Origin of the sequence: Pseudomonas sp. GM17, assembly GCF_000282175.2 — a bacterium.
Lineage (GTDB): Bacteria > Pseudomonadota > Gammaproteobacteria > Pseudomonadales > Pseudomonadaceae > Aquipseudomonas > Aquipseudomonas chlororaphis.
The window spans coordinates 819,256-837,274 of sequence record NZ_CP124732.1; the positions used below are offsets into that span (position 1 = coordinate 819,256).

Consider the following 18,019-nt stretch of genomic DNA (forward strand, 5'->3'; position numbering starts at 1 on the left):
GAAGTCCGGGGTTTTTTTTGCCCAAAAACTGCCTGTGGCGCGATCATGCTGCGTTAAAAACTGGCGGGAAATGCTCATTTAGGCCCCTAAAGTCGAATGCGACCCCAGCCGTTCCCGCCAGTTTTTGCCTTGCCTGATCACACCACAGGCAGTTTTGCGTATGTCTTTCAGGCCTCGGTTTCGGCGCCTTTGTCCGCCAGTTCCATCCAGCCCGCCAGTACAGTGTAGGCCTCTTCCAGGCCCATGCGTTTTGGTGCCGAAAACAGCTGGATGGTGACGTTATCGCCCCAGCCCTTACGGATTTGCGACTGCACCTTGAGCAGGGTGTTCTTGGCCGCGCCGTAGGTCAGTTTGTCGGCCTTGGTCAGCAGGATGTGCATCGGCATGCCGCTGGCGACGGCCCAGTCGAGCATCAGCAGGTCGAAGTCGGTCATCGGATGGCGGATGTCCATCATCAGAATCAACCCTTTCAGACTCTCGCGGCTGCCCAGGTAGGCTTCCAGGTGACGCTGCCAGTGTTGCTTGAGCGGGATCGGCACTTTCGCGTAACCGTAACCCGGCAGGTCGACCAGACGGCGATCGTCGTCTAGCTTGAAGAAGTTCAACAGCTGCGTACGGCCCGGAGTTTTCGAGGTGCGTGCCAGGCTGGCATGGGTCAGGGTATTCAGGGCGCTGGATTTGCCAGCGTTGGAACGCCCGGCGAAGGCCACTTCGAAGCCTTCGTCGTCGGGGCATTGATCGACTTTGGCGGCGCTGAGCATGAAAGTGGACTGTTGGCACAGACCAAGAATGGGATTTTTGAGTTGCATGGGATTTCCGATAGGGGCGGTGCCGAGAATGGACGCGGCGAGCGGTGTCGTTTCCGTTTCAGTAGCGCCAGTATATAATGCCGCAGATTTTGTGTGCGCTTTGTCCCAGCGTAGGATGAAGTTCACGAGAGCGATAGACCTTGATTGCGCATTAGAACGCAGCACGCTCTCAACCCTGAAAAGGTCGTTTTATGACGAAATGGCTGCTGGCTGCCGGCGTCCTGATACCGCTTTACAGCGCTCAGGCTACACAGGATCCGGAAGCTGTGTACAACCGTGTTTGTGGGGCTTGTCATTCCGGCCAACTACCAACGGCTCCCCGCAAGGGGGACCAGGGAGCTTGGGCGCCGAGGCTGGCGCAAGGTATGGAGACGCTGGTGCAACACGTGACCCAGGGTTTCAAGGCGATGCCGCCGCGTGGTTTGTGCATGGACTGCAGTGCCGAGGATTACCGAGCCATCATCCTTTGGATGAGCGAGTGATCCCGGTCCATAACTCTTAACCCTTAGCCGTAGTTGGATTAGCTGATGAACAAATTACTCGTGAGTCTGCTGTTGACCTTGGGCATCACAGGTGTCGCCCATGCTGCAGGCGACGCTGCTGCCGGTCAGGCGAAAGCCGCTGTATGTGGTGCTTGCCATGGTCCGGATGGGAACAGCATGGCGCCTAACTTTCCAAAGCTGGCGGGTCAGGGTGAGCGTTACCTGAACAAGCAGTTGCACGACATCAAGTCCGGCAAGCGCCAGGTGTTGGAAATGACCGGCCTGCTGACCAACCTGAGCGATCAGGACCTGGCCGACCTCTCCGCCTACTTCGCCAGCCAGAAAGGCAGCGTCGGCGCGGCAGACCCGAAAGTCGTGGCTCGCGGTGAAGAGTTGTTCCGTGGCGGCAAGCTGGATCAAGGCATGCCTTCCTGCACCGGTTGCCACTCGCCAAATGGCACGGGTAACGCCGCTGCCGGCTTCCCGCACCTGGGTGGCCAGCATGCTCAGTACGTAGCCAAGCAGTTGACCGACTTCCGCGAAGGCAACCGCACCAACGACGGCGACACCATGATCATGCGCAGCATCGCCGCCAAGCTGAGCAACAAGGACATCGAAGCGGTATCCAGCTACATCCAGGGCCTGCACTGAGGCCGGCGATCATGTTGCGAAAGGGTCTATCTTGCGCAACGTTAATGATCGATTAATCTGTCGATGAAAGCATAAAGGGTGGCTCAGGCCGCCCTTTTTTATGGCGTCTGCCGCTACACTAGCGAACTCAAGCCCTGCCATGACCTGTCTGCGAACAGGCCGCGCGAGGCGACCTTACTTGTTCAGGAGTAAAGCATGCGTAATCTGATTCTCAGCGCCGCTCTCGTCACCGCCAGCCTGTTTGGCATGACTGCTCAAGCCGCCGAGCCCCTTGAAGCCGGTAAACAATATGTAGAGCTGAGCAGCGCCGTTCCGGTTGCGGTGCCTGGCAAGATCGAAGTGGTCGAGCTGTTCTGGTATGGCTGCCCACACTGCTACGCCTTCGAGCCGACCATCAACCCATGGGCTGAAAAACTGCCGGCCGACGTCAACTTCGTGCGCATCCCTGCCATGTTCGGCGGTATCTGGAACGTTCACGGTCAACTGTTCATCACCCTGGAAGCCATGGGTGTCGAGCACAAGGTCCACAAAGCAGTATTTGAAGCCATCCATGGCGGCAAGAAACTCGCCACTCCTGAAGAGATGGCCGAGTTCCTGGCCGGCGAAGGCGTCGACAAGGACAAATTCCTGAGCACCTACAATTCGTTCGCCGTCAAAGGCAAGGTCGAGGACGCGAAGAAGAAGGCCCAGGCCTATCAGATCTCTGGCGTACCGACCATGGTCGTCAACGGCAAGTACCGCTTCGACCTGGGCACCGCCGGTGGTCCTGAAGGTGCCCTGAGCGTCGCCGACCAGCTGATCGCCAAAGAGCGGGCGGCCAAGTAAGCGAGCCCCTGCCATGCGACGTTGGGGTACGGAACGTATCGTTGGCCTGCATGATCCGCGGGTCAACGAGCACCATGTGGCGTCCTCCGGCCTGCCGGCAGACAGCCGTCTGCGGCTGCTCAGTTTCAATATCCAGGTCGGTATCAGTACCGAACGTTATCGGCATTACCTGACCCGTGGCTGGCAGCACCTGCTGCCGCACAACGGGCGCGCCGACAACCTGCAAAAGATCGGCGATCTGCTGGGCGACTTCGATCTGGTCGCCCTGCAGGAAGCCGATGGCGGCAGTCTGCGCTCGGGCTACGTCAATCAGGTCGAGCACCTGGCCCAACTCGGCGCCTTCCCCTACTGGTACCAACAGCTCAATCGCAACCTTGGCCGCCTGGCCCAGCACAGCAATGGCGTGCTCAGCCGCCTGCGTCCCTGGGCGATCGAAGATCATCCGCTGCCCGGCCCCAAGGGGCGTGGTGCGATCCTCGTGCGCTTCGGCGATGGTCCCGAGGCGTTGGTGGTGGTGATGATGCACCTGGCCCTGGGCGCCCGTACGCGTACCCGGCAACTGGCCTATATCCGCGAGATGATCGGCGGCTACAAGCATCAGGTGCTGATGGGCGACATGAATACCCATGCCAGCGATCTGCTGGAGCATTCGCCGTTGCGCGACCTCGGTCTGTTGGCGCCACAATTGGAAGCGACGTTCCCCAGCTGGCGCCCACAACGCTGTCTTGATCATATTTTGCTCAGCCCCAGCCTGACGCTGGAGCGGGTCGAAGTCCTGGCCCAACCGATTTCCGATCACCTGCCGGTCGCGGTAGAGATTCGTCTGCCGGGTTCGCTCACGGCCGATGCATTGCCCGCGCTGAGTCCTGCCCCTCGCGGAACCCATGAATGAGCGACGACGCCCAGCGCTGGAAAGAGAAGTACCTCAAAAGTATCGAACAACAGGAAAAACTCGAGCGACGCTGGAATGCCCGCCTCGACCTGCTTCGCCGTGGCCTGGTACGCAGCACGCTGGCGGCCGAAGGTACTGATCGCGCTGTCGATCAGTGCATGAAGGAAATGCGCGAGGTGGTACGCACCGACGATATGGACGCGGCCTTGGCGGCCCTGTTGCCGCGCCTGGAAAAAGCCGTGCTGGACTCCGAGCAGCGCCGCGAGACCCGCATCGAGCAAATGAGCACGGCCCTGACCTCGCTGGTCAGCCAGTTGCAGAAGCTGCCGTTGCCTCGCGAGGTGAGTCGTCCGCTGAAAAACTTCGCCAAGCAACTGGATGGTCGTGTCGGCCAAGCCCGGGAAATTCCACTGTTGCTGGGTGAGTTGAGCGGCCTGCAAGGCAAGGCGCTGAGCCAGCTGGAGAGCCCCGCGGAGCCGCCCCGTCCAGGTTTGCTGCAGCGCCTGTTTGGTGGTCGTGACGCTGACGAAGCGCCTGTCCTGTCCGCGGCCGAAATGCCTGCGGTGGTGGCGAGCCCGGTTGCGGTACAGCCACTGGCAACGGCTGAAAGCGCTGCGGTTGAAACGCCACCGTCTCGTGTCGAAGTCGCGCCCGCACGGCTGTCCGAAGTCCCTGTGCCTGCGCCTGTGGTCGAGGAGCTCGCTGCTGTCAGCCAGCCGCCCGAGCCACAACCGCAAGCACTGCCCGAGGTAACCACGGCTGCCCAGGTCGAAGCCTTTGTACCGCCGGTGCTGGAGTCGGAGAAACCCATCGCCGTCGAGCCGGCCCCGCCGATGCTGGACTCACAGGAATCGCCGTCGCCAGCCGCACCTGAACCCATTGAAGTGCCGCCGGCCGTGCAGCCTTCGACTGTCGAAGCTGCGGTTGCTCTTTCCAACCCGGGCGAATTGATCGTTGCCGCACCCGCCGAGGCGGCCCCGGCGCCTGTGCTGCTCGATCGCTTGCCGTTGCCGGCAGCCATGGCCGAGGCGCTGGCGGCGATCGACCCGCAGCAGGCCGAGCAGGATGTGCTGTATGCCCTGCCCGACACGCCGGAGCCCTCCTACAGTTCGGTGGCCAAGCACATCGAACATACCCTGCTCGGCCTTCTGGATGACCTGAGCCTGCCAGAACGTCATCGGCCGCAAGCCGAGTCTATGCGCGATCGCTTGCAACATGGGTTGAACTGGTACGAATTGCTGCCGATCCTCGACGATCTGGCGGTATTGATGCTGGCGATCACCGACAGCGGCCAGCATGAGTTCGAGGCGTATCTCAAGCGACTCAACGAGCGCCTGGAATCCTTCCAGAGCAACCTGCAGGCCGCCAGCGAGGGCCATGCCGACAGCAGTTCGGCGGCGCGGGAGATGGACACGCAGATTCGCGAGCAGGTCGATGGCCTGCAAAGCAGCGTTCAGGAAGCGGCGGATCTGGACGATCTCAAGCAGGTGCTGGAAAGCCACCTGGAAGGTCTGCTTGGCACCATGGACCATCACCAGAAGCAGCGTGACGAACGCGAAAAGGAAGTGGCTGCGCGCCTGCAAAGCCTGGCCGAGCGGGTGTCGAGCATGGAGCAGGAAGCCCAGGGCTACCGCGAGCACCTGGAAGAACAGCGGCAGAAAGCGCTGATCGATCCCCTCACCGGCCTGCCCAATCGGGCGGCCTGGAGCGAGCGTCTGGAGCATGAAGTGGCGCAGTGGCAGCAGCACGGCAACACCTTGTTGCTGGCGATGCTCGACCTCGACCACTTCAAGCGGATCAACGACAACTACGGTCACCTGGCCGGCGACAAGGTGCTGAAGATCATCGCCGGCGTGCTGCGCAAGCGCCTGCGCGGCAACGATTTCATCGCCCGTTTCGGCGGTGAAGAGTTCGTCCTGCTGATACCCGATACCACCTGGCCGGTCGGGGCGCGCCTGGCGGAAACCTTGCGGGCGGCCATCGAAGCCTGTCCGTTTCACTTCAAGGGCGAGCGGGTGACCATCACCATGTCCATCGGCATGAGTGCGTTCAAACCGGGAGAACGCAGCGACCTGGTGCTCAAGAGAGCCGATCAGGCGCTCTATCGGGCCAAGGAGGCGGGGCGCAACCGGGTGGAACTGGGCTGACGCATAATTTGTTCCATTTTGTATAAACCGGTGTTTTCGCCGGTTTTCTGCCAAGGCAGTACGTTACACTGTTGCATTATTTTCTCCAGCGTACTGCCTTCCGCCATGAAAGTTCTTGTCCTCGCTTTGTCCCTTCTATTGCTGGCCGGTTGCGCCAGCGGTCCGCGTTTCGATACCAGCCACCCTTCGGTCAACTTCGATGAGCGGGTGCAATTCGTGGTGGTGCATTACACCTCGGCCTCGATGGAGCGCTCCCTGCAACTGCTGACCCATGGCCAGGTCAGCAGCCACTACCTGATCGGCGACGACAAGGCGGCGACCATCTACAAACTGGTGGACGAGCAATACCGCGCCTGGCACGCCGGCGAGAGCCAGTGGCAAGGCCGTACCTGGCTGAACTCCAGCTCCATCGGGATCGAGATCGTCAACCCGGGCTTTCGCGACCTGCCCACCGGGCGTGTCTGGTATCCCTACAGCGAAGCGCAGGTCCAGAGCCTGATCGTGCTGCTCAAGGACATCAGCAAGCGCAACAACATCGCGCCGCAGCACATCATTGGCCACAGTGATATCGCTCCCCTGCGCAAGCTCGACCCGGGTCCGCTGTTCCCCTGGAAGCGTCTGGCCGAAGCCGGGTTGGGCCGGTGGCCGAACGCCCAGGCGGTGGCGCGCCAGCAGGCATTCTTTGCCGCGCAGTTGCCGAGCATCGCCTGGTTCCAGCAAGGCCTGGCGCGTCTGGGTTATGAGACGCCGCAGACCGGCGAACTGGATGTGGCGACCCGTCACGTGCTGGCCGCGTTCCAGATGCATTACCGGCCGTCGCGTTTCGACGGCCAGCCGGATGCAGAAAGCGCTGCGATCCTGCAGGTGCTCAACCAGACAAAATAATGACGCCCGCCCGACGGTCAGGGTTTTTTCTCAATCAGTAGCTATAACTCATTGGTAACCCTCGGATATCCAATGATGCCGGCCGCTCGCGAACCCCTACGCAGTTGGTTCTATCGCCCCTGGCTGTTGGCGATGTGTGCGGCTGTGTTGAGTGCGGCCCTGCTGCTGGCGGCGAGCCTGGGCATTGCGATGCACGAGGCGCAGCTGCGCGAAAGCGAGCAGATGAATGCCCAGGGCCAGCGTTTTCTCGAACGCCTGGAGCAACTGTTCGGTCAGTTGCGTGAAGGCCTGGACGTACTCGAGGCGCAGCCCCTGCGCGGATGCAGCCCCGAGATGGTCGTGACCCTGCAGCAGATCAGCTTCAGTTACCGCTTCATTTATGAAGCGGCCTATATCGATTCAGCCCAGGCCTGCACCAACTGGCCGCTCCAGGACAACCTGGCCGTGATGCGACCGCCGGATATCCGCGGCCCGACCTACAGCTACTGGCTGAACACCTCTACCGAACCCAATGAAAACCGCGCGGCGCTGATGCTCGGGCGCGGTAACTTCCGCGTGGCGACGTCTCGCGGGCACCTGACCGATATGGTCGACCTGCCTGCCAACAGCAGCCTGATGGTGGTTCTCGACCATGGCTCGCGGGCCATCCCGGTGCTGGGGCCGGCGCTGGAGTGGCCGCCGACCGAACCGTGGCCGCCCACGGGACGCAGCCCGTTGCTGGTGACCCAGGACCAATTGATCTACCGGATGCCCACCAGCAATCCGGAGTATCAGATGGTGCTCGTCACCCCCCGCACCAACATGCGCCGAGAAATCTTCGAGGGGTGGTGGTGGCTGCTGCCCAGCAGCCTGGTGCTGGCGGTCTTCATCGGTGGCCTGGCCTTTCAGCTGGCCGGGCAGCGCCAATCCCTGGGCGCCGAATTGCAGGGGGCGCTGCGCCGCGGTGAGCTGCAGGTGCTGTATCAACCCATCTTCGATCTGCGGACGCGCCAGTGTGTCGGCGCCGAGGCCCTGCTGCGCTGGCGCCGTCCGGACGGCACCCTGACCAGCCCGGACCTGTTCATTCCCATGGCGGAGAACACCGGGCAGATCCGCCCGATCACCGATTTTGTCCTGCAACGCCTGCTCGAACAATTGGGGCATCTGTTGCGGGCCAACCCGCAGCTGTACATCTCGGTCAACCTGGCGGCCTGCGATGTCATGGTACCGCGGATCGGCAAAGTGATGGCGCGCCTGTTGGCGCTGCATCGGGTGGCGGCGCGGCAGATCGCCTTCGAAGTCACCGAGCGCGGGCTGATCGATGTGGTGGTCGCCCGGCATAACCTGCAAGCCTTGCGGGACGTTGGCCATCAGGTGCTGATCGACGATTTCGGCACGGGTTATTGCAGCCTGGCGTACCTGCAGACCCTGCCGGTGGATTACCTGAAGATCGACAAGGCATTCATCGATGCCCTGGGGCATGACGCCGCCAGCAGCGGCGTCGCCCCGCACATCATTCGCATGGCCCACGCCCTGCAGCTCAAGGTGATTGCCGAGGGCATCGAGTTCGAGGATCAGGCGTTGCTGCTGAGCAGCGAGGGCGTGCGTTTTGGCCAGGGCTGGCTGTTCGCCCATGCGCTGAGCGCGGTGCAGTTCATCGACCTGATTACCCGCGGGCGCCGCCTGGGGCCGCGGCGCCTGGATGACGGGGCCTAGCCCCTAGAGGGGCAAGGCCAGATAGAACTGGGTTCCCTGCCCGGGCCGTGAATAGACGCCCATGCGCCCGCCGTGCAGTTGCACGATTTCCTTGCACAGCGCCAGACCCAGGCCGGCCCCGCCTTTCTTGCGTCCGACCTGGACAAAGGGTTCGAAAATCCGCCCCTGTTGCCCGTAGGCGATGCCTTCGCCGTTGTCTTCGACGCTGATGATGACCCGCTCGCCATGCCTACGGGCCTGCAAGCGGATCAAGCCACCCTTGGCGGTATGCCGCAGGGCATTGTCGATCAGGTTGTCCAGCACCCGCTCCAGTTGCATGCGGTCGGCGTGCAGCCGCGGCAACGGCGCCTGGAGCTCCACCCGCAGCTCGATGTCCTGCGCTGTGGCTGCGCCGATGAAGCGGTTGCGCGCCTGCTCCAGCAGCTCTTCCAGGGTGCAAGGCGCCAGGGTGAGTTTCTGCAGGCCGTTTTGATAACGCGAGAAGTTCAGCAGGTCGTTGATCAGTTGCATCAGGCGCTGCATTTCTTCGTTGACGGTGTTCAGCAGGTCGGCTTCGCGGGACTCTTCTGGGAAGCGCAGGCGTTCCTGCAACAGGCCGAACGCCATGTGCATGCCGGTGACCGGGGTGCGCAATTCATGGGAGGCACGCAATACGAACTCGCTGCGCACACGCTCGAAGGCTCGTTGCTCGGTGACGTCGTGCAGCACCATCACCGCGCCGAGGATATGCCCCTGGGGATGGCTGACCGGGGTCAGGCTGTAGGTCAGCAGGCGCGATTCGCCATCGACCTCGACGCTGAGGTCTTCCGGCGCCCGTTCCAGGGTGCCGCCGCGCAATACCAGTTGCAGCTGCTCGTCCAGTTCCGGTCGCTGCAGGGCGCTGCCCAGCCCTTGTCCGAGGCGTTCCTCGTCCCAGCCCAGCTGACGTTGGGCTACCGGGTTGAGGTGTTCCAGGTGACCCTGGCGGTCGATCATCAGCAAACCGTCGTCGATGCTGTCGAGCACCGATTGCAGGCGCTGCTGGCCGGCGAGCAGTTCGTCGACATTGGTGGCCTGATGCTCGCGCAGGGCTTGGGCCATGATTCCGAAGCGCCGGGTCAGCAAGTTCATCTCGGCAGCCGAAGACAGGGGCAGGGTCACGTCGAAGTTGCCCTGGCCGATATTGTCGGCGGCCTTGGCCAGCGCTTCGATGGGGCCGCCAAAGCGCCGGGCGATGCCGTGGGCGGTGATGAAGCCGATGATCAGCACGGCCAGCCCGACCAAACCGAGCAGGCCGGCGATCAGCAAGGCGCGATTGCGGGCCTGGTGTTCGATGTCATTGATGTTGTCCAGGGCCTGCTTGTGCTCGCCGATCAAGCCATTGCGCAGGGTATTGAAGCGGTGGGTCAGTTCGGTATTGCCATTGACCCCTGCCGAGCTCCCGTCGGCGCGCTCGAAGGCTTCGAAGAAACGCTGGTAGTCGTCGCGTGCCTGGGTGAAGCCGTTACGCACATTGTTTTGCCGTTCATGCTCGATGCCCTGCTCGAGCAGGGCCAGGTATTCCTGCCTGGAGTCGTCCAGCGCCGTCCGGTCAGGGTTGTGGTTGAGCATGATGAGCAGTTGGTCGCCCAGGGTCTGTCGCAGCTTGAGCCCCAGGTCCAGGGTAATGAAGTTGTTGCGGATCAGCGCTTCCTGGGTCTTGGCCATCTGCATCACGCTGACCAGCCCGAGCAGCAGGCCGAGCAGCGCCACGGTGATCAGCGCCGAGATGCTCAGAAACAGTCTCGTGCGCAGTTTCATCGCTAACTTCATGAGGGGCGGCTCACAGGTTGTACTGTTTGCGTTTGCGGTACAGCGTCGAGGCGTCGATGCCGAGCGTCTTGGCGGCCTGGTCGAGGGTATCGCTGGTGGCCAGCACGGCGCCGATATGGGCTTTCTCCAGCTCGTCCAGGCTCAAGGCAGCGCCGATGCGCGGGGTGTTGTTGGTCGGTTGCTCGGCCATGCCCAGGTGGCTGATCTCCACCTTTTCCTGGGGACAGATGATGCTGGCGCGTTCCACCACGTTGCGCAGCTCGCGGATATTGCCCGGCCAGCGGTAATTGAGCAGCGCTTCGCGGGCCTCGTCGCTGAAGCCACGGGCGGGACGGGCGTATTCCTTGACGAAGCGCGCCAGGAAACGGTCGGCCAGGGTCAGGATGTCTTCGCTGCGTTCGCGCAGCGGCGGCAGGTGCAGGGTGATCACGTTCAGACGGTACAGCAGGTCTTCACGGAAGCGTCCGTCGCGCACCATGTCCTCGAGGTTGAGGTTGGTCGCGGCGAGGATGCGCACGTCGGCGCGGCGGGTCACCGGGTCGCCGACCCGCTCGTATTCCTTGTCCTGGATGAACCGCAGCAACTTGGGTTGCAGGGTCAGCGGAAAGTCGCCGATCTCGTCGAGGAACAGCGTGCCGCCGTCAGCCTGGTTGACCCGGCCAAGGGTGCTTTCGCTGGCGCCGGTAAAGGCCCCGCGGCTGTGACCGAACAGCTCGCTCTCCATCAGCTCGGCGTTCAGCGACGGGCAGTTGATGGTGACGCAGGATTTCCTGGCGCGCTTGCTCCAGCCATGAATGGCCCGGGCCAGCTCGCCCTTGCCGGTGCCGGACTCGCCGAGGATCAGGATGTTGGCGTCGGTACCGGCGACCTGGCGGGCGGTTTCCAGCACCACTTTCATCGCCGGACTGTGCGAGTCCAGGCCGTCCTTGGGTTTGCGCACTTCACCTTCGAGGGCCTCCAGGCGTGCCGAGAGCTGGCGGACTTCCAGCTGCTTGGCGGTCGCCAGGCGCAGTTGATCGGGGCTGCAGGGCTTGACCAGATAGTCGGCGGCGCCGGCCTGGATGGCGTCCACCGCGGTGTCGACGGCTGAATGGGCGGTGACAATGACCACCCGCATCCAGGGGGCCTGGATGCGCATCTGGGCCAGTACGTCCAGGCCGTTGTCCTCGCCCAGGCGCAGGTCGAGGAAACACAGGTCGAACACCTGGCGTTGCAGCAAGGCATCGGCCTGAGCGGCGCTATTGGCCGTGGCGACGGTGTAGCCCTCGTCTTCCAGGCAGTAACGGAAGGTACGAAGGATCGCGGACTCATCATCTACCAGAAGAATGCGGCCTTGATTTTCCGGTGCTGATTCCATGTCCGAGGCTCCTGAAGTGAGTGATCTTATTTAGTCCCGGAAAAATCGGGCAAGTTGCATGGTTAATTCTGATCGATTTCCAAGCGTGCAGATTAGTTATCTCCGGGGTCTATTGCTAATAGATTGAAAACAATAGGTTTTTTATTGATTTCAGGTCTTGCCCGCAGTCCTTTCCCGATTTCGCCACTGTACTCCATGCATTTTCAACTGCGCTTTTTTCCTCAAGTACCGGGCCGATCGTGCAATTCGCACGATATCCAAGGCGGCATCGTGCAGGATGGCGTATGGCAAACCTCTCAATATGAATGCAAGCTATTGTTTTTATTGAGTTTGTTCTAATCGTGAAAGCTGGCATGCAGGCTGCAACAACCTGATCAGGCTCGGTTGAACAAGCCGCAGGCACAGCAACAAGCGTTGAGAACAATGACCCCCATGGGAGGAGCTTCCGGATGAAACGCCAACGTCTCGCCCCATTGTCTGTTTCGTCCCTGCGTTTGCAGCAGGGATTGTTCGCCAGCCTGGCATTGCTGGTGACCTTGATTGGCGGTCAGCAGTTTTCACGTTGGGAGCAAAGCCAGCAGCAAGAAGCGGTGAGGTTGCCGGTTTCTCATCCCACTCAAACCCACTTCAGTGCAGTCAGCACTCGGTTTGCCGATTCCGCCCCGATGCTTCTGATGGACGTCGACCAGGCTCAGCCTGCCACCGACACGGCTTATCAGGAGCGCTGGGTGTTCTAGGCAGGACAGTCGGTGCGCAACGGCGGGCCGGCTAGGCAGTACCTCTAAATAGAAGCGTAAGGAGAATGACCATGTTGAGCTGGGCAATCACATTCCTGATCATTGCCATCATCGCCGCGGTACTGGGCTTTGGTGGTATCGCGGGCACCGCCACGGGTATCGCCAAGATTCTCTTTGTCGTTTTCCTGGTGATGTTCATCGCTTCCTTCTTCTTTGGCCGTCGTGGTCGAGGTTGAACATGAGCGTTTCTTTGAAAACATTGGCCGCCGCCCTGTTGCTGGGCGGCGCGGCCACGGCGATGGCGGCCAACGACGGTCAGACCCGGGTCAACGAGTTGTTGAACAGTGACCCGCAATACCGTGAAACCTGGCAGGAAGTCGTCGAAAAGGAAGAGCGCCTGCCGGAATGGGTGATGAACCTGTCCGGTGACGCGCAGCAGATGAATGCGGTGGAAGAAGACGGCGACAAGTACCTGGTCGGTCCGCTTTGCGAAACCCGCGATACCTGTCGCAACCAGCGCCTGATCGTGGCGTTCAGTTTCGACAAGAAAGATGCCTACGCCATGTTGGTCGAAGTGCCGGCGGGCCTGCCCGCGGACAAGTCGCCGACCCGCCATGCCGAATACCGCTTTCTCGGCAAGCCGGACGCTGGCATGCAGGGCTTGCTCAAGGAACAGCTGAAAAAGGACCCGAACTGGTACTGAGTTGACTGTTCGAAGATTCGACCATGGAAAGCAAGCGCCCACCCGGGCCTTGCTTTCTGTTGCACCGCCCCGAGGAGGGGCCGCGCATGACCAGGGGGCCGGGACGTTCTGATCGAAACCGGATCGGAGTGACCTAGGGGTACAGGGAGTGCCTCCGCGAGGGCCGGGTCAGGAAAAACTGCGGCGCAAGTTCGCCAGCCGCTCAGGCTTGACGACTTGCGTCGTGTTTGAATGCCACAAACCTTTGTGGCAGAGCGGTGGCCTGCTTTTTCAGGCGGGGACGCGGCAACCATTCCCATATGTGTGGCCTAACCGTTTCACGGTGTTTCCTTGCGACCGTACATCGAGAAACTTTTGGCTTTTTCCAGATGAGATTTCTGGTTCTAACGTAAGAACTTTCCCTTCTTTCGAAGGTCATTTCGAACCCACTCAAAAACGCTGAATACCGCCTGAAATGGCCGTTTCACGGCAGATGGTCGGGCCGAAATGTCGCCTTCGAACCGGTTGGGACGCCCGTTTCGTTTAGAAAAACTCATGCCGATTCGGCATAGGGTAGGCGTTTACGGCATTAGACGCGCCCCCCTTGCGTCGGAATAGTTGCGCCTTTTTTCGCCTGCAGAGAGCCGTAAATGCTCGCTCGGGGTGACCTTATACGGGGGCCGATGCACAGACTTTTCCGCCATTGAGCGTTCCAGTTCGCGCATTAGCCCGAGTCCAACTGAAGTAAGGGTAATGATATGAAGAAGGCAAAACTAAGCCTCGCCTGGCAGATCCTCATCGGTCTGGTGCTGGGGATTGCAATTGGTGCGCTGCTCAACCATTTCAGTGCCGAAAAAGCCTGGTGGATCAGCAACGTCCTGCAACCTGCGGGCGATATCTTTATCCGCTTGATCAAGATGATCGTGATCCCGATCGTGATCTCCTCGCTGATCGTCGGTATCGCCGGCGTGGGCGACGCGAAGAAACTCGGGCGTATCGGCCTGAAGACCATCATCTACTTCGAAATCGTCACCACCATCGCGATCCTGGTCGGCCTGGTGCTGGCCAACGTGTTCCACCCGGGCGCCGGCATCGACATGAGCACCCTGGGTACCGTGGATATTTCCAAGTACCAGGCGACCGCCGCCGAGGTACAGCATGAACACGCGTTCATCGAAACCATCCTCAACCTGATCCCATCGAACATCTTCGCGGCCATGGCCCGCGGCGAGATGCTGCCGATCATCTTCTTCTCGGTGCTGTTCGGCCTCGGTCTGTCGAGCCTGCAGGCCGACCTGCGCGAGCCGCTGGTGAAGATGTTCCAGGGCGTCTCGGAAAGCATGTTCAAAGTCACCCACATGATCATGAACTACGCCCCGATCGGCGTATTCGCCCTGATCGCGGTGACCGTGGCCAACTTCGGTTTCGCCTCCCTGCTGCCGCTGGCCAAGCTGGTGATCCTGGTTTATGTGGCCATCGCCTTCTTCGCCTTCGTGGTTCTGGGCCTGATCGCTCGCCTGTTCGGCTTCTCGGTGATCAAGCTGATGCGCATCTTCAAGGATGAGCTGGTGCTGGCCTACTCCACCGCCAGTTCGGAAACCGTGCTGCCGCGGGTGATCGAGAAGATGGAAGCCTACGGTGCGCCGAAAGCCATCTGCAGCTTCGTGGTACCGACCGGTTACTCGTTCAACCTCGACGGTTCGACCCTGTACCAGAGCATCGCGGCGATCTTCATCGCCCAGCTGTACGGCATCGACCTGTCGATCAGCCAGCAACTGCTGCTGGTCCTGACCCTGATGGTCACCTCCAAAGGCATCGCCGGCGTGCCGGGCGTGTCCTTCGTGGTGCTGCTGGCGACCCTGGGCAGCGTGGGCATTCCGCTGGAAGGTCTGGCCTTCATCGCCGGTGTCGACCGCATCATGGACATGGCCCGTACCGCGCTGAACGTGATCGGCAACGCCCTGGCGGTCCTGGTCATCGCGCGTTGGGAAGGCATGTACGACGACGCCAAGGGCCAGCGCTACTGGAATTCCCTGCCGCACTGGCGCAGCAAGGAGCCGCTGCCGGCCGGTGAAGTCACCAAAGGCTGACAGCTGTAGCCGTCATCATCGACAAACCCCGGTCAATCCGGGGTTTGTCGTTTCTGTCCGCACCGCTATCATTCGCCGCATCTTCTGGGGGAATAACTGATGCTCAATGGCCTGTGGCTTGGCTTCTTCATCGTGGCGGCCGTTTCAGCGCTGGCGCAGTGGCTGGTCGGCGGTAACGCCGGGATCTTCGCGGCGATGGTGGAAAGCATCTTCGCCATGGCCAAGCTGTCGGTGGAAGTGATGGTGCTGCTGTTCGGCACCCTGACCTTGTGGCTGGGCTTTTTGCGGATCGCCGAAAAGGCCGGGATCGTCGACTGGCTGGCCAAGGCCCTGGGCCCGCTGTTCACCCGCCTGATGCCGGAAGTGCCGCCCGGCCACCCGGCCATCGGCCTGATCACCCTGAACTTCGCGGCCAATGGCCTGGGGCTGGACAACGCCGCCACGCCGATCGGCCTCAAGGCCATGCGCGCCTTGCAGGACCTCAACCCCAGCGCGACCACGGCGAGCAACGCGCAGATCCTGTTCCTGGTGCTGAACGCCTCGTCCCTGACCCTGCTGCCGGTGACCATCTTCATGTACCGCGCCCAGCAAGGCGCCGCCGACCCGACCCTGGTGTTCCTGCCGATCCTGCTGGCCACCAGCGCCTCGACCCTGGTCGGCCTGCTGTCGGTCGCGGTGATGCAGCGCTTGCGCCTGTGGGACCCAGTGGTGCTGGCCTACCTGATTCCCGGCGCCCTGGCCCTGGGCGGCTTCATGGCCTTGCTCGCCACGCTGTCGGCCACCGCGCTGGCGTCGCTGTCGTCGATCCTGGGCAACCTGACCCTGTTCGGCCTGATCATGTTGTTCCTGGTGATTGGCGCGCTGCGCAAGGTCAAGGTCTACGAGGCCTTCGTCGAGGGCGCCAAGGAAGGTTTCGACGTCGCCAAGAACCTGCTGCCGTATCTGGTGGCCATGCTCTGCGCGGTGGGCGTGCTGCGCGCCTCCGGCGCCCTGGACTTCGGCCTGGACGGCATCCGGTATCTGGTGGAATGGGCTGGCTGGGACACACGCTTCGTCGATGCCCTGCCGACGGCCCTGGTCAAACCCTTCTCTGGCAGCGCCGCGCGGGCCATGTTGATCGAAACCATGCAGACCCAGGGTGTGGACAGTTTCCCGGCGTTGGCCGCGGCGACGATCCAGGGCAGTACCGAGACCACTTTCTATGTGCTGGCGGTGTACTTCGGCTCGGTCGGCATCCAGCGGGCGCGCCATGCCGTCGGCTGCGCCCTGCTGGCCGAGCTGGCCGGCGTGGTGGCGGCGATTGCGGTGTGCTACTGGTTCTTCGGTTAAGGCTCGGAACGATTCGCGGATAAGCCTCGCTCCTACCAGGACCATCCTGTAGGCGCGAGGCTTGCTCGTGATGAGGCCATCAACGCCTGACCAGTTGACTGCCCTGCTTCACCGTCCACTCCACCACCTGCCGGTTCAAGGCGTCCCCGGCCTGGCCAAACCCGGCGACCACCGCCGGCACCTTGGTATCGTTCAGCGGCTGGCGCACTTCGAAGCGCTGGCTGGCCAGGATCTTCTGGTCGTAGCCGCGCACCAGGCGCGCATCCAGGCGGATCACCACCGCCACCGCCTTGCCCTGGTATTCGCTCTGGAATGCCTGCAGGTTGCCGCCCAGTTCGAGATCGGTCTGCACATCGCTGTCGTCGGTGCCCAGCAACTGCACCCGGCCATCGGCGAGGAACCCATCCAGCAGCCGATTGCGCAGCAGCACCGGCGCCGGATCGCTCCAGCGCGCGTCCTTGTAGCTGCTGATCACATCGCCTTGGGGGATCACAGCGATTCTCGCGCTGTTCAAGGCGTCGCTCGCCAGGGGTTTGGTCAGGCGCAGGGACCAGGGCTGCGCGTGGCCCTGAGGCCGGGCTGTGGCGCTCTGGGCCGCGGGCAGGCGATAGATATCCACCGGGTCGGCCTGGGGCAGGATCGAGCAGGCGCCACTCAAGGCGAATCCGGCGGCCAGGGCCAGCCGGCCGAATGGGCGATAGGCACGCTTCATGGCGTGAACTCCTTGTTCTTGTCACTGCCCAGCAGGTAGCCGCTGGGGTTGGCTTCCAGGCGCCGCGAAATGGCCCGCAGCGAGCTCAGGGTATCGCGCAGCTCGCGCACGGCCGGCGCCAGGCCATTGAGGCCCTGGATGCCGTTGTTCAGCGAGTCCTGGTTGTCGGTCAGCAGTTTGTTGATGGTGGCACTGCTCTGCTCCAGCGATTGCATGGCCAGCTCGGCGCTGCCGAACATCTGCTTGCCCTGCTCGTTGAGCAGGCCGTTGGCGTTGCGCATCAGCGCGGTGGTCTGTTCCAGGGTGGCGCTGGCCTGCTTGCCGATGGACGCCAGTTGCTGCATGGCCAGGCGCACGTCGCCGCGCTGTTCGGCGATGGCTCCGGTGGTCTGCTCCAGGTGTTCGAGGGTGTTGCCGATGCGCTCGACGTTCTCTGGCGAGAACATGCTGTTGGCGTTGTGCAGCAGCAGGTTGACGCTGGTCATCAGGTCTTCGCTGTTGTTCAGCAGGCGGGCGATCGGCGATGGCGAAGCGACGATCACCGGCAGTTTGCCGTCCTTGCCCCGAAGCGGCTGGCTTTGTGGAGTACCGCCACTGAGCTGGATGATCGAGGTCCCGGTGATGCCGGTCAGGGTCAGCTTGGCCTGGGTGTCTTCCTTGATCGGGGTTTCGCCACTCAGGCGGATCCGCGCCAGGACCCGGCGCGGGTCGTTCGGGTCCAGGCGCAGGCTGACCACATCGCCGACCTTGATCCCGCTGTACTGCACGGCGCTGCCTTTGGACAGGCCGCTGACGGCCTCGTTGAAGATGATCTCGTAGTCCTTGAACTCCGTGTCGACGCTGGACTTGGCCAGCCACAGGCCGAACAGCAGGGCGCCGACCACCACAATTACGGTGAACAGGCCGATCAGGACATGATGGGCTCGGGTTTCCAT

General features: G+C 62.1%; 17 protein-coding genes. 12 read left to right on the forward strand and 5 right to left on the reverse strand.

Annotated elements, in window-relative coordinates; all coding sequences use genetic code 11:
* Positions 1-167 precede the first annotated feature (167 nt).
* On the reverse strand, positions 168-809 hold the full coding sequence (yihA, locus tag PMI20_RS03755; protein ID WP_007924293.1) for a ribosome biogenesis GTP-binding protein YihA/YsxC: 642 nt from the start codon (positions 807-809) through the stop codon (positions 168-170).
* Between the two features lie 191 nt (positions 810-1,000).
* Here yihA and PMI20_RS03760 point away from each other — a divergent pair, with 191 nt between their 5' ends.
* From PMI20_RS03760 to PMI20_RS03790, 7 genes are all read left to right on the forward strand, one after another.
* Positions 1,001-1,291, forward strand: coding sequence for a c-type cytochrome (locus tag PMI20_RS03760; protein WP_009041528.1), 291 nt, complete (start codon positions 1,001-1,003; stop codon positions 1,289-1,291).
* A gap of 45 nt (positions 1,292-1,336) precedes the next feature.
* The gene (locus tag PMI20_RS03765; protein ID WP_009041529.1) at positions 1,337-1,942 is read left to right on the forward strand and encodes a c-type cytochrome; all 606 of its coding nucleotides are present in this window, start codon (positions 1,337-1,339) and stop codon (positions 1,940-1,942) included.
* Between the two features lie 195 nt (positions 1,943-2,137).
* A complete protein-coding gene (locus PMI20_RS03770) occupies positions 2,138-2,767 on the forward strand; it encodes a thiol:disulfide interchange protein DsbA/DsbL (RefSeq protein WP_007924291.1) in 630 nt (209 codons plus the stop codon).
* A gap of 13 nt (positions 2,768-2,780) precedes the next feature.
* Entirely contained in the window at positions 2,781-3,659 is an 879-nt protein-coding gene (locus PMI20_RS03775) for an endonuclease/exonuclease/phosphatase family protein (RefSeq protein ID WP_007924290.1), read from the forward strand.
* The gene (locus PMI20_RS03780) at positions 3,656-5,806 is read left to right on the forward strand and encodes a GGDEF domain-containing protein (protein ID WP_007924288.1); all 2,151 of its coding nucleotides are present in this window, start codon (positions 3,656-3,658) and stop codon (positions 5,804-5,806) included. The genes PMI20_RS03775 and PMI20_RS03780 overlap by 4 nt, the downstream gene beginning before the upstream one ends.
* Before the next feature lie 105 nt (positions 5,807-5,911).
* Positions 5,912-6,691, forward strand: a complete 780-nt coding sequence (locus PMI20_RS03785) for an N-acetylmuramoyl-L-alanine amidase (protein WP_007924286.1) — start codon at positions 5,912-5,914, stop codon at positions 6,689-6,691.
* Between the two features lie 72 nt (positions 6,692-6,763).
* The gene (locus PMI20_RS03790) at positions 6,764-8,386 is read left to right on the forward strand and encodes an EAL domain-containing protein (protein ID WP_007924284.1); all 1,623 of its coding nucleotides are present in this window, start codon (positions 6,764-6,766) and stop codon (positions 8,384-8,386) included.
* Positions 8,387-8,389: 3 nt separating this feature from the next.
* Here the strand turns inward: PMI20_RS03790 and PMI20_RS03795 are convergent, their stop codons facing one another.
* Together PMI20_RS03795 and algB are read right to left on the reverse strand one after the other, a co-directional pair.
* The gene (locus PMI20_RS03795; RefSeq protein ID WP_007924282.1) at positions 8,390-10,177 is read right to left on the reverse strand and encodes a KinB sensor domain-containing domain; all 1,788 of its coding nucleotides are present in this window, start codon (positions 10,175-10,177) and stop codon (positions 8,390-8,392) included.
* A 10-nt stretch (positions 10,178-10,187) separates the two neighbouring features.
* Complete coding sequence (gene algB / locus PMI20_RS03800) at positions 10,188-11,534, reverse strand: sigma-54-dependent response regulator transcription factor AlgB (protein WP_007924280.1); 1,347 nt, start codon at positions 11,532-11,534, stop codon at positions 10,188-10,190.
* Positions 11,535-11,983: 449 nt separating this feature from the next.
* Here algB and PMI20_RS03805 point away from each other — a divergent pair, with 449 nt between their 5' ends.
* From PMI20_RS03805 to PMI20_RS03825, 5 genes are all read left to right on the forward strand, one after another.
* A complete protein-coding gene (locus PMI20_RS03805) occupies positions 11,984-12,271 on the forward strand; it encodes a hypothetical protein (protein WP_007924278.1) in 288 nt (95 codons plus the stop codon).
* Positions 12,272-12,342: 71 nt separating this feature from the next.
* Positions 12,343-12,507 (forward strand): DUF1328 domain-containing protein, encoded by a 165-nt coding sequence (locus PMI20_RS03810; RefSeq protein WP_003177151.1) that lies wholly within the window; start codon positions 12,343-12,345, stop codon positions 12,505-12,507.
* Between the two features lie 2 nt (positions 12,508-12,509).
* Complete coding sequence (locus PMI20_RS03815; protein WP_007924277.1) at positions 12,510-12,974, forward strand: inhibitor of vertebrate lysozyme family protein; 465 nt, start codon at positions 12,510-12,512, stop codon at positions 12,972-12,974.
* 737 nt (positions 12,975-13,711) lie between these two features.
* Positions 13,712-15,043, forward strand: a complete 1,332-nt coding sequence (gene gltP, locus PMI20_RS03820; protein ID WP_007924276.1) for a glutamate/aspartate:proton symporter GltP — start codon at positions 13,712-13,714, stop codon at positions 15,041-15,043.
* Positions 15,044-15,142: 99 nt separating this feature from the next.
* The gene (locus tag PMI20_RS03825) at positions 15,143-16,372 is read left to right on the forward strand and encodes a spore maturation protein (protein ID WP_007924275.1); all 1,230 of its coding nucleotides are present in this window, start codon (positions 15,143-15,145) and stop codon (positions 16,370-16,372) included.
* Positions 16,373-16,451: 79 nt separating this feature from the next.
* On the opposite strand, the gene PMI20_RS03830 is transcribed toward PMI20_RS03825, so the two are convergent.
* Complete coding sequence (locus PMI20_RS03830; RefSeq protein ID WP_007924274.1) at positions 16,452-17,084, reverse strand: ABC-type transport auxiliary lipoprotein family protein; 633 nt, start codon at positions 17,082-17,084, stop codon at positions 16,452-16,454.
* Positions 17,081-18,019 carry an MlaD family protein gene (locus PMI20_RS03835; RefSeq protein ID WP_007924273.1) on the reverse strand — a complete coding sequence of 313 codons (939 nt, stop codon included), beginning with the start codon at positions 18,017-18,019 and terminating at the stop codon, positions 17,081-17,083. The genes PMI20_RS03830 and PMI20_RS03835 overlap by 4 nt, the downstream gene beginning before the upstream one ends.